13 protein-coding genes are annotated in these 13,638 nt (G+C 44.4%); 10 read left to right on the top strand and 3 right to left on the bottom strand.

What is annotated here, in order from left to right:
* Positions 1–18: 18 nt before the first annotated feature.
* Both H8S51_RS16570 and H8S51_RS16565 read left to right on the top strand, forming a co-directional pair.
* Positions 19–741 (top strand): ABC transporter ATP-binding protein, encoded by a 723-nt coding sequence (locus tag H8S51_RS16570; protein ID WP_006858976.1) that lies wholly within the window; start codon positions 19–21, stop codon positions 739–741.
* Positions 742–770: 29 nt separating this feature from the next.
* Positions 771–1,688 (top strand): SufB/SufD family protein, encoded by a 918-nt coding sequence (locus tag H8S51_RS16565; RefSeq protein WP_173022940.1) that lies wholly within the window; start codon positions 771–773, stop codon positions 1,686–1,688.
* 4 nt (positions 1,689–1,692) lie between these two features.
* Here H8S51_RS16565 and H8S51_RS16560 read toward each other — a convergent pair whose 3' ends face one another.
* On the bottom strand, positions 1,693–1,950 hold the full coding sequence (locus H8S51_RS16560) for a hypothetical protein (protein WP_186900205.1): 258 nt from the start codon (positions 1,948–1,950) through the stop codon (positions 1,693–1,695).
* 425 nt (positions 1,951–2,375) lie between these two features.
* On the opposite strand from H8S51_RS16560, the gene H8S51_RS16555 reads away from it, so the two are divergent.
* Positions 2,376–2,951, top strand: coding sequence for a M48 family metallopeptidase (locus H8S51_RS16555; RefSeq protein ID WP_207724060.1), 576 nt, complete (start codon positions 2,376–2,378; stop codon positions 2,949–2,951).
* A 3-nt stretch (positions 2,952–2,954) separates the two neighbouring features.
* Here the strand turns inward: H8S51_RS16555 and H8S51_RS16550 are convergent, their stop codons facing one another.
* Positions 2,955–3,143 carry a DUF4250 domain-containing protein gene (locus H8S51_RS16550; protein WP_015560932.1) on the bottom strand — a complete coding sequence of 63 codons (189 nt, stop codon included), beginning with the start codon at positions 3,141–3,143 and terminating at the stop codon, positions 2,955–2,957.
* Between the two features lie 150 nt (positions 3,144–3,293).
* Between H8S51_RS16550 and H8S51_RS16545 the strand changes: the two genes are divergently transcribed.
* The 3 genes from H8S51_RS16545 to H8S51_RS16535 all read left to right on the top strand — a co-directional run bounded on the left by H8S51_RS16545 (position 3,294) and on the right by H8S51_RS16535 (position 5,066).
* Positions 3,294–3,677, top strand: coding sequence for a hypothetical protein (locus H8S51_RS16545; RefSeq protein ID WP_015560933.1), 384 nt, complete (start codon positions 3,294–3,296; stop codon positions 3,675–3,677).
* Positions 3,678–3,757: 80 nt separating this feature from the next.
* Positions 3,758–3,931 carry a DUF6472 family protein gene (locus tag H8S51_RS16540; RefSeq protein ID WP_186900204.1) on the top strand — a complete coding sequence of 58 codons (174 nt, stop codon included), beginning with the start codon at positions 3,758–3,760 and terminating at the stop codon, positions 3,929–3,931.
* Positions 3,932–3,971: 40 nt separating this feature from the next.
* The gene (locus tag H8S51_RS16535; RefSeq protein ID WP_022113066.1) at positions 3,972–5,066 is read left to right on the top strand and encodes an N-acetylmuramoyl-L-alanine amidase; all 1,095 of its coding nucleotides are present in this window, start codon (positions 3,972–3,974) and stop codon (positions 5,064–5,066) included.
* A 91-nt stretch (positions 5,067–5,157) separates the two neighbouring features.
* Here H8S51_RS16535 and H8S51_RS16530 read toward each other — a convergent pair whose 3' ends face one another.
* Complete coding sequence (locus H8S51_RS16530) at positions 5,158–6,765, bottom strand: CTP synthase (RefSeq protein WP_186900202.1); 1,608 nt, start codon at positions 6,763–6,765, stop codon at positions 5,158–5,160.
* A 268-nt stretch (positions 6,766–7,033) separates the two neighbouring features.
* Here H8S51_RS16530 and ftsH point away from each other — a divergent pair, with 268 nt between their 5' ends.
* From ftsH to H8S51_RS16510, 4 genes are all read left to right on the top strand, one after another.
* Positions 7,034–9,193, top strand: coding sequence for an ATP-dependent zinc metalloprotease FtsH (ftsH, locus tag H8S51_RS16525; protein ID WP_186900201.1), 2,160 nt, complete (start codon positions 7,034–7,036; stop codon positions 9,191–9,193).
* A 107-nt stretch (positions 9,194–9,300) separates the two neighbouring features.
* On the top strand, positions 9,301–11,169 hold the full coding sequence (gene uvrC, locus H8S51_RS16520; RefSeq protein WP_186900200.1) for an excinuclease ABC subunit UvrC: 1,869 nt from the start codon (positions 9,301–9,303) through the stop codon (positions 11,167–11,169).
* A gap of 71 nt (positions 11,170–11,240) precedes the next feature.
* Positions 11,241–12,182 (top strand): HPr(Ser) kinase/phosphatase, encoded by a 942-nt coding sequence (gene hprK, locus H8S51_RS16515; RefSeq protein WP_117921120.1) that lies wholly within the window; start codon positions 11,241–11,243, stop codon positions 12,180–12,182.
* Between the two features lie 49 nt (positions 12,183–12,231).
* Entirely contained in the window at positions 12,232–13,632 is a 1,401-nt protein-coding gene (locus tag H8S51_RS16510) for an aminopeptidase (protein ID WP_117921119.1), read from the top strand.
* Positions 13,633–13,638: the final 6 nt, after the last annotated feature.

Genomic DNA, 13,638 nt, shown 5'->3' with positions numbered 1-13,638 from the left:
ACGCAGACGGAGGAAGAAATGTTAGAGTTAAGAAATATCACTTATGAGGTAGAGGACAATCAGGACAACAAAGAGATCTTAAAAGATGTCAGCCTTACGATCGATGAGCATTTTGTGGCGATCACCGGACCGAACGGTGGAGGAAAGTCCACACTTGCAAAGATCATTGCCGGAATCATCAAGCCGACATCCGGTCAGATCATTTTAGATGGAGAGGATATTACAGAACTTGATATTACCGAGCGTGCAAAACATGGCATCAGCTATGCATTTCAGCAGCCGGTACATTTTAAAGGACTGACAGTCAAAGATCTGATCACAATCGCAGCAGGAAGAACGATGACGGTGAATGAGATCTGTGAGATCTTATCGGAGGTTGGTCTGTGTGCGAGAGAGTATATTGACCGTGAGATCAATGGCAGTCTTTCCGGCGGTGAGTTAAAGCGTATTGAGATCGCGATGATCACGGCACGCGGAACAAAGCTTTCCATTTTTGATGAGCCTGAAGCGGGAATCGATCTCTGGAGTTTTAACAGTCTGATCAGGGTATTTGAAAAAATGCGTGATGAGATTCAGGGAACGATTCTTATCATTTCACATCAGGAGCGTATTTTAGACATTGCAGATAAGATCGTGGTGATCGCAAACGGACAGGTTAAGACAATCGGAACCAAGGAAGAAGTACTTCCGGAACTGCTTCATACAGCAGGGGCCTGTGAGACACTGACCAGCAAGCTGTAATGTATGAGTATGAGGAAGTGAGGATAAAAATGGATTTAATACAGAAAAATTTATTAGAGCAGGTGGCAGGACTGCACGAGATCCCGGAGGGTGCCTATAACATTCGTGCCAACGGAACCAAACTCGGAAGAAATACAACTGCAAATATTGATATTGTAACAAAGACTGATAAGGATGGAATCGATATTATCATCAAACCGGGAACGGTCAATGAGAGTGTACACATTCCGGTTCTTTTGAGTGAAAGTGGAATGCAGGAATGTGTTTACAATGATTTTTATATCGGTGAGGGTGCAGATGTCACGATCGTGGCAGGATGCGGAATCCATAACTGTGGTGTAGATACCTCCAAACATGACGGTGTGCATACGTTTTATCTGGAGAAAAATGCAAAGGTCCGCTACATTGAGCGCCATTACGGCGAGGGTGACGGCAACGGAGAGAATATCATGAATCCGCAGACCATTGTGCACTTAAAAGAGGGTGCACATATGGAGATGGAGACGACCCAGATCAAAGGGATTGATTCCACAGTCCGTGTGACAAAAGGTGATCTTGCAGAAAATGCATCTTTAGAAATTCATGAGAAGATCATGACACACGGAAAACAGTACGCGAAGACAGATTTTCATGTGGATATTAACGGGGATAATTCCAGTGTGAATCTGGTGTCACGTTCTGTTGCAAAAGGGGAATCAAAACAGGAATTTTTCTCCGTTATGAATGGTAATGCAGCCTGTGCAGGACACAGTGAATGTGATGCCATCATTATGGATAACGCCTGTGTGACTGCAAGTCCGCAGCTGACTGCCAACAATATTGACGCAAATCTGATCCATGAAGCTGCTATCGGAAAAATAGCCGGAGAGCAGCTGATCAAGCTGATGACACTTGGACTTACAGAAAAAGAAGCGGAAGAACAGATTATCAATGGATTTTTGAAATAGTCATTTAAAGGTTGTGGCCGGGAATGTCTTTGTATTCGATCATCCCGTCATCAATCCATTCTTTAATGCGGCTGAGCGGCAGATGAAAATGTGTTGCAACATCATAAGCGGTGGCGTTGTTTGTCTGAATATATTCTTTTACCTGATGAAAAAGTTCCTGTTCTAAACAGCGGGGACACAATGTTCCCTCGTAGGATGTGGGAAGAAGACAGTGACATTCTTCGCAGTATCTCCGGTTTTCAAATAAAGGTGTTTCGGTCATATAAAGTCCTCCTGTCTGTTACATTAGGATTTTATTATAACATAAATTATCATGTGGAAAGAATTGTATTTATAAATAAAATATAAAAACAAAAATAAGGATTTTTATAAATCTTTTCGAAAATCGTCACACTTAAGACATATTTTTTCCGTATACTGTAACCATCGAAAGAAGTTAACAACGCTTACCCAGGCGGGTTGTTAAACAAGGTTGTATAGAATAAAGGCTGTACATCCCGACAATTCTTTCGACGCAATTTCCTTTATATAGATTAACATTTTCATAACTAAACTCCTCGGAGGAACCCCGGAACAGTGATGTTACCGGGGTTTCTTCATTTATGGGATTAGATTATCAAAAGGTGGATTTCATTTTTTGAAAATCGAATCATATTAAAATTCAGAAAATTATCAGAAAGGCCGGATATGAGAGAAAAAACATACAGTTTCACGATAGAAGAGATCCCGATCATTGTGACGAAAAAACGCATGAAAAATATGTATCTGCGTATCAGTAAAGAGGATGGCAGTGTGCGCATTTCGGCGCCGCATCAGATGAGCGACGAGCGGATTTACCGTTTTGCAAAGGAGCGGATCGACTGGATCCGGGTTTACAGGGAAAAATATATGCATGCGAAAGAGGGACGCAGGGAAGTAAGACAATTAAGCGAAGCGGAATTAAAACAGCAGAAACTGCTTTTGAAAAAAGACGTGGAAAAATTGATTGCAAAATGGGAACCCGTCATGGGCGTAAAGGCATCCGGTGTTACGATACGCCAGATGAAAACACGCTGGGGTTCCTGCAATGTGAGGACACACCACATCAATATCAATCTCGCACTGGCGAAAAAGCCGCCGGAGTGTCTGGAGTATGTGGTTGTGCATGAACTGACACATATTTTAGAACCGAGTCATAATGCCGTGTTCTGGGGCTATATGACACAGTTTTATCCGAATTGGAAGCGTGTCAGAAAATATCTGAATGATGAAGTACCGGAATAAATGTTATACAAACTGATTTTGGGTTTCGTCATATTCGTAATCGATCATTTTTAATTTTTCAGTGATCGCATCGGCATCTGCATGAAATGCGGCAACAAACTCAGAAAAAGACGGATAATTGTCGCGGAGCTGTGTATTGACGAAACTTAAAAGCATAGCAGGATCGTTTGGAAGATTTTGATATTCAGTCATAATAAACCTCGTTTCTTCTATAATTATGGTAAACGGTTTGCCCGTGTAGTGGGTTGCCCATGATTACCGCAGATATGCGGTCTTTTCTGTGAACGGTTTCTATGCTAAAATAACATGGGAACGCAAAAAATGCAAGGAGACGATAACAGCATGGAACAAAAGATTGACAAAGAAGTGTTTGATAAATTTTTTACGGAGAGTTACTGCCCGGTTGACTATACAACGGTAAAGGAAGAGTTCGAACAGATCGCATCGGTGGGAAATGATATTTTTACCGGAAGTTATGAGGCAAGAAATTTAAACCGCGAGAATTTCATCCTATACCTGACCAGTGAGGCGTATTGTGATTTTGAGGCTGCCGTGCAGGAGGCGATGGATGATCTGAACCCGGAGATCTTAGATGCAGTTATGGATGTGACGGAAAACACACCGGACGGAGACGAGATCACTGAGAAATACTGGGATACCCAGCGCACACTTTTGAAAGAATTTTTAGAACAGCTTTATGACGAAGTGATCTCAACATGGAGATAATGTTCTGCGGAAGAGTCGGAAGTGAAAGATAAGCAGCAGACAGGATATGGAAAATACGGCAATAAGAATTGGAGGATGTTATGGCGAGCTGTGACAGTTGTGTATACAATGTATACGATGAAGATGATGACGAATATTACTGCGAAGTGGATATGGACGAGGATGATGCTGCGCGCCTGATGCAGGGACATTATAAAGAGTGTCCGTACTACCAGCTGGATGATGAGTATGCGGTGGTAAGGCATCAGATGTAATATTGAAGACAGATAATAAGCAAAAAGAATGGAGAAATATATGAGTTTTGGCAATATAAAAAAGAAGAAAAGATTACTGGCGTTATTGTTATGTACGATACTGGCGGGGGCGTCTTTTATGACGGGATGTGGCAGCAAAGCGGATGAAAACGGATCTGCCCAGGTGTCTGCTGAAGAGAAAAATGTCACAGAAACACAAGAACAGACAGAGGCAGAGTCGGAGCAGATCATGACAGAAGCGACAGAAACTGCACAGACAAAAACACAGGAAACAGAGCAGACGGAAGAAACAGAGCCGGCAGAACTGGCACCAACGGAGACCCGGGAAACAGAAGAAATCATTACAACAGAGGTGATTAAGGGAGAAGCAGATTCGGAGCAGGAGAGTGCATCATCACAGACTGCGGACACAGCGCAGTCTGCTGAGGCGGGAAATCCCCAGACTGGCACAGAACAGTCTGCTGAGATGGAAAATACGCAGACAGATACAGTCCAGACAAACATTTCCGGTAATCTGGTTGTGATCGACGCCGGACATCAGGCAAAAGGAAATAACGAAAAAGAGCCGATCGGGCCAGGCGCATCTGAGACAAAAGCGAAAGTTGCTTCCGGTACAACAGGTGTGGCGAGCGGGCTTGCGGAATACGAACTGACACTTCAGGTATCTTTAAAGCTGCAGCAGGAACTTACGGCGCGCGGCTATCAGGTGTTGATGATCCGGACGACCAATGATGTCAATATCAGCAATTCCGAGCGTGCGGCAGTTGCCAATAATAATCATGCGGCAGCATTTATCCGCATTCATGCAAATGGAAGTACCAACTCTGCGGCAAACGGAGCGATGACGATCTGTCCGACCGCAGCAAACCCGTACTGCTCCAATATTTATCAGAACTCAAGAAAACTTTCCGACTGCATCATAGGTTCCCTGTGTGCGGCAACCGGTGCAAAAAGTGAGGGTGTCTGGGAGACAGATACGATGAGCGGTATCAACTGGTGTCAGGTTCCGGTCACGATCGTTGAGATGGGGTACATGACCAATGCGGATGAGGATCTTAAAATGGCGACTGACGATTATCAGCAGAAGATCGCATCGGGAATCGCCGATGGAGTGGATGCTTACTTTGGAAAATAAATAACAGAATGCACGTTGCACGAACATTTTATTATTATTAAAAAAGCTGACTGCCGGGCAAACCGGCAAGTCAGCTTTTTGCGTTTAAAATTTATTTCATGCTGTTCTTTACAGCAGCTTCCACAAAACCTTTGAATAACGGATGTGGACGGTTCGGTCTGGATTTGAATTCCGGATGAGCCTGTGTTGCAAGGAACCACGGGTGATCCGGAATTTCAATCATCTCAACGATTCTTCCATCCGGGGAGGTACCGCAGAGTTTCATGCCGCCCTCGGTAAGTGCTGCACGGAAATCATTGTTGACTTCGTAACGGTGACGGTGTCTCTCATGGATCTCTTCAGAACCGTAAAGCTCGCGGGCTTTAGAGGTTGGATCTAACACACATGGGTAAGAGCCAAGTCTTAAGGTACCGCCGATATCCTCCACACCATTCTGATCCGGCATCAGTGCGATGACAGGATGTGTGGTGTTCGGGTCAAGCTCCACACTGTGTGCATCATGGAATCCGCAGACATGTCTTGCAAATTCAATGATGGCTACCTGCATACCAAGGCAGAGACCAAGGTATGGAACGTTGTTTTCTCTTGCGTATTTTGCTGCGGAGATCATACCCTCGACACCGCGGGAACCAAATCCTCCCGGAACAATGATACCTGCCATATCGCCGAGCAGTTCTTTTGCATTGTCATCATTTAATGTCTCAGAATCGATCCAGTGGAGATCGACGGTAGCACGCTCAGCAATTCCGCCGTGTTTTAATGCCTCCACAACAGAGATGTATGCATCATGCAGTGCAATATATTTTCCGACCAAAGCAATTTTTATTTCTTTGTTCGGGTGGCGGAGAGAATCTACCATGGCTTCCCAGTCTTTTAAATCTGGTTCCGGGCAATCTAAATGCAGGGCCTTACATGCAACCTTGGCAAGATTTTCCTTTTCCATGGCAAGAGGTGCCTCGTAAAGATACTCAACGTCAAGGTTCTGGAGTACGTTGCCGTTTGGTACGTTACAGAACAGGGCAATTTTGTCTTTTAAGCTCTGATCAAGTTCGTGCTCGGAGCGGCAGACGATGATATCCGGCTGGATACCCATTCCCTGAAGTTCTTTGACGCTTGCCTGTGTCGGTTTTGTCTTAAGCTCACCGGAAGCCTTGATATAAGGGATCAGTGTGACATGGATCAGAATCGCGTTTTCGTGTCCGACCTCATGCTGGAACTGGCGGATCGCCTCTAAGAACGGCTGGCTCTCGATATCTCCGACAGTACCGCCGACCTCAATGATCGCGATATGTGTCTCATCGGAAGTGAAATTGCGGTAAAAACGGCTCTTGATCTCATTGGTGATATGCGGGATCACCTGGACAGTACCTCCGCCGAAATCGCCGCGGCGCTCTTTCTGGAGCACAGACCAGTAAACCTTACCGGTGGTCACATTGGAATTTTTTGTTAGGCTTTCATCGATAAAACGTTCATAATGTCCTAAGTCCAGGTCTGTTTCTGCACCGTCATCGGTAACGAATACTTCACCATGCTGGATCGGGTTCATGGTTCCGGGATCGATATTGATATACGGATCGAATTTCTGCATGGTCACTTTGTATCCACGGGCTTTTAATAATCTTCCAAGAGAAGCAGCCGTGATACCTTTACCAAGACCGGAAACGACACCGCCGGTGACAAAGACATATTTTACAGGCATAGGGTTTTCCTCCTCATCATTATAGTAAATTTAAAAAATATTTCACGTATTTTATAACCCATATAGTATACAACTAAGTTTACGCAAAATCCAGCATAACTTAAAAAAGATAAAAGTGAATTTAGAAATAATTTAGAAAACACATCAAAAGTTCATGAACTGTGTATTGCTTTTGCGTGTTGTTTTCAATATAATAAAGAAGATATTGACGAATATCAGATAAAATCCAGATGCAGCAGATACTGCAGATGTTTGGAAAGGATAGATTATGGATAACCAGGGACCAAATAATTACAATAATGGAAATAATAATTATAATAATAACGGCGGTAATGGCGGCGGTGGCAATGGAAATAACGGCGGCAATGGTGGAAAGGACAACCATAACGGACAGCTTATCATGGCATTTGTTCTGGTTTCTCTCATCGTGTTATTTATCATGAGCATGGTGTCGAACCGCTTTTCACAGATGAGCACCCAGGAGATTTCCTATTCGCAATTTCTGGAAAAAGTGGAAGCAGGTGAAGTCAAATCCGTAGAGATCGGATCGTATGAGATCGACATCACACCGGTGACAAAGGACAAGAGTCCGTACCAGCCGACCTATTACTGCGGACGCGTGGCGGATGAGGATCTGATTCCGCTTTTAAAAGAAAAAGGCGTAGAAATTTACGGAGTAATCCCGGACAACACTTCCACCTGGATTTACAGTATTTTAAGTTATCTGATCCCGTTAGTACTGATCTGGGTACTGCTCGGATTTTTGATGAAGCGTATGGGCGGCGGTGCCATGGGTGTTGGCAAGAGCAATGCGAAAGTTTACGTGGAAAAACAGACGGGTGTTACATTTAAGGATGTAGCCGGACAGGACGAGGCAAAAGAATCCTTACAGGAGGTTGTTGATTTCCTGCATAACCCGAAGAAATATTCCGAGATCGGTGCAAAACTGCCGAAGGGTGCACTTTTAGTCGGACCTCCTGGTACCGGTAAGACACTGCTTGCAAAAGCAGTTGCAGGTGAGGCGAAGGTTCCGTTCTTCTCACTGGCAGGTTCTGATTTTGTGGAGATGTTTGTCGGTGTCGGAGCATCCCGTGTGCGTGACCTGTTTAAAGAAGCACAGAAACAGGCACCATGTATCATCTTTATCGATGAGATCGATGCGATCGGTAAGAGCCGTGATACCCGTTACGGCGGCAATGACGAGCGTGAGCAGACGTTAAACCAGTTACTGGCAGAGATGGATGGATTTGATACATCCAAGGGACTTCTGATCTTAGCAGCGACCAACCGTCCGGAGGTACTTGATAAAGCGTTACTCCGTCCGGGACGTTTTGACCGTCGTATCATTGTCGATAAACCGGACTTAAAGGGACGTTTAGAGACATTAAAGGTTCATTCCAAAGATGTCATGATGGATGAGACCGTAGACCTTGATGCACTTGCGCTTGCAACGGCAGGACTTGTAGGTTCCGATCTTGCCAATATGATCAATGAGGCTGCCATCAACGCAGTAAAAAATGGCAGAAAGTTTGTAAACCAGTCCGATCTGTTTGATGCATTTGAGCTTGTTGCGGTCGGTGGAAAAGAGAAGAAAGACCGCATCATGAGCGATAAGGAGCGCAAGATCGTATCTTATCACGAAGTCGGTCATGCAATGGTAACTGCACTGCAGAAAAATACCGAGCCGGTACAGAAGATCACAATCGTACCGCGTACCATGGGCGCACTTGGATATACATTACAGACACCGGAAGAAGAAAAATACCTGCAGACCAAGGATGAACTGCTTGCAAAGATCACAACCTACATGGCAGGCCGTGCGGCAGAGATGCTGGTATTTGGTTCTGCGACGAGCGGTGCAGCCAACGATATCGAGAGTGCGACTTCGATCGCGAGAGCGATGGTCACACAGTACGGTATGTCCGATAAATTTGGTATGATGTGTCTGGCAACGGTTGAGAACCAGTACTTAGACAACCGTGCAGGACTGATCTGTGGTGAGGAGACTGCAGCACAGATCGATCAGGAAGTACTTTCCATCATCAACAACAGCTACGATGAAGCATACCGCATGCTTGAGGAAAACAGGGAGGTTCTCGACAAGATCTCAGAATATCTCTACGAGCATGAGACGATCACCGGAAAAGAATTCATGAAGATTTTCCGTGAATTAAAAGGAATCCCGGAGCCGGAAGAAGAGGAGAAAAAAACATTCTTCGAGCAGGCAGAGGATGCTAAAAATGCGTTAGAGCAGGCGAAAACAGAAGAACATGCAAAAACGGAAGGACAGACAGAAATAAAAAATCAGGCAGAAGCAGAAACTTCACGTGCAGCGGAAGATCAGAATACTGTATCCTTGGAAAAGGGCAGTTTTATTGATCAGGTCGTAGACGATCAGACAGCAGCACATGAGGAACACCAGAAATAACGCAGCAGAGGCTTCGCTGCAGAAGTATCAGAAATAAAAGCTGAAAAATAAGATAAATATCAGCAGGATAAGTATAAACAGAACGATCAGAGCAGGAATGAGGTTTCATGTTTAACATCGCAGAAGAATTAAAAAAACTCCCGGATCAGCCGGGAGTTTATATTATGCATGACAGCCACGATGCGATCATCTATATCGGTAAGGCTGTCAGTTTACGAAAGAGAGTACACCAGTATTTCCAGCCGAGTCATGATGAGGGCATCAAAAAGGCACAGATGGTAAAACAGATCGCACGTTTCGAGTATATTATTACGGACTCGGAATTAGAGGCGCTTGTGTTGGAGTGCAACCTGATCAAGGAACATTGTCCAAAATACAATACCATGCTGCGCGATGACAAGACTTATCCCTATATCCGTGTGACGGTCGGTGAGGATTTCCCACGGGTACTCTTTTCACGTCAGCAGAAAAAAGACAAATCGAGATATTTTGGGCCATACACCAGTGCGGGGGCAGTAAAAGATACGATCGAGCTGATCAATAAACTTTACCAGCTCCGCACCTGCAGCCGTGTTCTGCCAAGAGATATCGGCAAGGAGCGTCCGTGTCTGAACTATCACATCCACCAGTGTCAGGCGCCGTGCCAGGGATATATCAGTAAAGAAGAGTATCGGGAAAGAGTCGATGCTGCCGTTGAATTTTTAAATGGAAATTATGCACCAATCTTAAAATCATTAGAACAGAAAATGAATGAGGCATCCGAAAATCTGGAGTTTGAGAAGGCAATCGAATACCGGGAACTTTTAGGCAGTGTGCGTCAGATCGCGCAGAAGCAGAAGATCACGCATACAGATGGAGAGGATAAAGATATCATCGCACTTGCGTCGGATGACAGGGATGCAGTGGTTCAGGTATTTTTCATCCGCGATGGAAAGCTGATCGGCAGGGATCATTTTTATGTCAGAGTCGGAACAGAAGATACCAAAAGCCAGATCTTAACAACCTTTTTAAAACAGTTTTATTCAGGGACACCGTTTATCCCAAGAGAGATCATGCTGCCGGAGGAGATCGAGGATCACGAGGTCCTAGCTGAGTGGCTGGGTGAAAAACGTGGTGCAAAGGTTTATATCCGTGTTCCGCAGAAGGGCATGAAGGAGAAGTTAGTCGAGCTGGCACAGAAAAATGCAGAACTGGTTCTTTCGCAGGATCGTGAGAAAATCAAACGCGAGGAGGGAAGAACCATCGGTGCAATGAAAGAAATCGAACATCTTCTGGGGATGGAAGGTCTTTCGCGTGTCGAGGCATACGATATTTCAAACATTAATGGTTTTGAGACAGTTGGTTCCATGATCGTTTATGAGAAAGGAAAGCCAAAGCGCAGTGATTACCGTAAATTTAAGTTAAAAACAATCACAGGACCGGATGATTATGCGTCGATGCATGAGGTGCTGACCAGACGTTTTACGCACGGCATGCAGGAGAAAAAAGATCTTGCTGAACGTGAAATAGCGGAAGAATATGGAAGTTTTACAAGATTTCCGGACCTTATCATGATGGATGGCGGACGTGGACAGGTCAATATTGCGCTTAAAGTACTCGATGAGCTGAAGATAAATATTCCGGTCTGTGGTATGGTAAAAGATGATAATCACCGTACCCGCGGGTTATACTATCAGAATAAGGAAATACCGATCGAGCGGACGAGTGAGGGATTTAAACTGATCACAAGAATCCAGGACGAGGCACACCGGTTTGCAATCGAATATCACAGATCCCTGCGAAGCAAAGAACAGGTACACTCTGTGCTTGACGATATTCCGGGAATCGGGCCTGCGCGGAGGAAAGCGTTGATGCGCCGCTTTCAGTCGCTTGAAGCAATCCGGGAGGCATCGGAGGAAGAACTTACAAAGACAGAGTCGATGAACGAGCAGGCGGCGCAGGCGGTTTATCAGTTTTTCCACGAGTATTCAAGTTGAAGAATTTTAGCGTCTATGGTAAAATGGCGTCAGAATAGTTACGAAAAAATGCTTAGGAGAGGACAAAGGATATGGAAGGTGTTGGAGTAGCAAAGATCGCACAGATCATGGATTTATGTAATTTTCTGCCGGATATGGAATTAAAGGGACATCGCATTATGATCAGTGATGTGAACAGACCGGCATTACAGCTCAGTGGATATTTTAAACATTTTGAACAGTCCAGGGTTCAGATCATCGGTACTGTAGAGTACACATATCTGCAGCAGTTAGATGAAAAAAAACGTGAAAAGATCTATCGTGAATTTATGGGATATGATATCCCTTGTGTCATTTTCTGCAGGGATTTACAGCCGGATGAATCATTCTTAAAGATTGCAGAGGAGAAGAACATCCCGGTGCTTGGCACAAAACGCAGTACTTCTGAGTTTATGGCAGAACTTATCTACTGCCTGAATGAACAGCTTGCACCGTGTATCACGATCCATGGAGTTTTAGTAGATGTCTATGGTGAGGGACTTCTGATCATGGGCGAGAGCGGTATCGGAAAGAGCGAAGCAGCCCTTGAGCTGATCAAGAGAGGACACCGTCTTGTAACAGATGATGTGGTAGAGATCCGCAAGATCAATGAGCACACGCTGATCGGAACATCACCGGATATCACACGTTATTTTATCGAACTCCGCGGTATCGGGATCATCGATGTAAAGACACTGTTTGGTGTAGAATGTGTAAAGGAAAAACAGCAGATCGACCTCGTCATCAAGTTAGAGGACTGGAAGAAAGAAAATGAGTATGACCGTCTCGGCTTAGAGGAAGAATATACAGAGTTCCTTGGCAACAAGGTAGTGTGTCATTCCCTGCCGATCCGTCCGGGACGTAACCTTGCCGTCATCTGTGAGGCGGCGGCTGTCAACCACAGACAGAAAAAGATGGGATACAATGCGGCACAGGAGCTTTACCGTCGTGTGCAGGAGAATCTCACCAAAAAGTCTTCGGATGATGATGAATAATAAAAGTCCGGAGTTAAAAAGAATAGCATAAATGGAGGCATAATCAGTCATGGAAAGAAAAAACGCATGGGAGAAATACCCGGAAGGCAAAAAAAGAAAAGAGGTATTTCAGTTTGCAGAAGATTACAGAAAGTTTATTTCGGAATGCAAAACAGAGCGTGAGTGTACCACAGAGTTTGCAAAAAGAGCTGAGGAAGCTGGATTTGTAAATCTGGATAAAGTATTGGAAAAAGGAACAAAATTAAAAGCCGGAGACCGTGTGTATGCAAACAACATGGGAAAAGGAATCGCCATGTTTGTGATCGGAAAGAAGAGCATGGAAGAAGGAATGAACATTCTCGGAGCACATATCGATTCCCCACGTATGGATTTAAAACAGGACCCGTTATATGAGGATACAGATTTTGCAATGTTAGATACCCATTATTATGGAGGTATCAAAAAATACCAGTGGGTAACACTTCCACTTGCATTGCACGGCGTGATCGTCAAAAAAGACGGAACTGTTGTGAAAGTCAATGTCGGAGATAAACCTGGTGACCCGGTATTTGGCGTCAGCGATCTTTTAATTCACTTATCAGGAGAGCAGCTTGAGAAAAAGGCTGCAAAGGTGATCGAGGGAGAGAACCTTGATCTTATCATTGGAAGTATTCCTGCAGAGGAAACAGGCGATGACAAGGAAGCTGCAAAAGAAAAAGTAAAAGCAAATATCATGAAGATCCTTGCAAAGGAATATGATATAGAGGAAGAAGATTTCTTATCAGCAGAGATCGAGGTTGTTCCGGCAGGAGAGGCAAGAGATTACGGTTTTGACCGTAGCATCATTATGGGATATGGTCATGATGACAGAGTATGTGCATACCCGTCCTTTATGGCAATGCTTGCAATGAAAAAACCGGAGATCACGAGTGTCTGTCTGCTTGTAGATAAAGAGGAGATCGGCAGTGTCGGTGCAAGCGGCATGCAGTCACGTTTCTTTGAAAATACGGTTGCAGAGGTTATGAATGCAGCAGAGGATTATTCAGAATTAAAATTAAGACGCGCCCTGAAAAATTCCAAAGTACTTTCATCCGATGTGTCCGCAGCATTTGATCCGAATTATCCGTCTGTTATGACAAAACGCAATGCAGCATACTTTGGAAGAGGACTTGTATTTAATAAATATACCGGTGCAAGAGGAAAATCCGGTTCAAATGATGCAAATGCAGAGTATGTCGGATATTTAAGAAATATCATGGATAACAATAATGTATCATTCCAGACAGCAGAGCTTGGAAAAGTAGACCAGGGCGGCGGCGGAACGATCGCATACATTCTGGCAAATTACGGAATGAGTGTTATCGACAGTGGTGTTGCAGTATTAAATATGCATGCTCCATGGGAACTTATCAGCAAAGTAGACTTATATGAAGCATATAACGGTTATGTTGCATTCTTAAAAGAAGCGTAAAACCAT

This window comes from Roseburia rectibacter (genome assembly GCF_014287515.2).
GTDB lineage: Bacteria > Bacillota > Clostridia > Lachnospirales > Lachnospiraceae > Roseburia > Roseburia rectibacter.
The sequence above is the reverse complement of the archived record's forward strand: the minus strand, read 5'-3'. Positions and strand labels throughout refer to the sequence as shown.

Coding starts and splice junctions, on each gene's coding strand:
- H8S51_RS16570 (WP_006858976.1), top strand. CDS start 19: ATGTTAGAGTTAAGAAATATCACTTATGAGGTAGAGGACAATCAGGAC.
- H8S51_RS16565 (WP_173022940.1), top strand. CDS start 771: ATGGATTTAATACAGAAAAATTTATTAGAGCAGGTGGCAGGACTGCAC.
- H8S51_RS16560 (WP_186900205.1), bottom strand. CDS start 1,950: ATGACCGAAACACCTTTATTTGAAAACCGGAGATACTGCGAAGAATGT.
- H8S51_RS16555 (WP_207724060.1), top strand. CDS start 2,376: ATGAGAGAAAAAACATACAGTTTCACGATAGAAGAGATCCCGATCATT.
- H8S51_RS16550 (WP_015560932.1), bottom strand. CDS start 3,143: ATGACTGAATATCAAAATCTTCCAAACGATCCTGCTATGCTTTTAAGT.
- H8S51_RS16545 (WP_015560933.1), top strand. CDS start 3,294: ATGGAACAAAAGATTGACAAAGAAGTGTTTGATAAATTTTTTACGGAG.
- H8S51_RS16540 (WP_186900204.1), top strand. CDS start 3,758: ATGGCGAGCTGTGACAGTTGTGTATACAATGTATACGATGAAGATGAT.
- H8S51_RS16535 (WP_022113066.1), top strand. CDS start 3,972: ATGAGTTTTGGCAATATAAAAAAGAAGAAAAGATTACTGGCGTTATTG.
- H8S51_RS16530 (WP_186900202.1), bottom strand. CDS start 6,765: ATGCCTGTAAAATATGTCTTTGTCACCGGCGGTGTCGTTTCCGGTCTT.
- ftsH (WP_186900201.1), top strand. CDS start 7,034: ATGGATAACCAGGGACCAAATAATTACAATAATGGAAATAATAATTAT.
- uvrC (WP_186900200.1), top strand. CDS start 9,301: ATGTTTAACATCGCAGAAGAATTAAAAAAACTCCCGGATCAGCCGGGA.
- hprK (WP_117921120.1), top strand. CDS start 11,241: ATGGAAGGTGTTGGAGTAGCAAAGATCGCACAGATCATGGATTTATGT.
- H8S51_RS16510 (WP_117921119.1), top strand. CDS start 12,232: ATGGAAAGAAAAAACGCATGGGAGAAATACCCGGAAGGCAAAAAAAGA.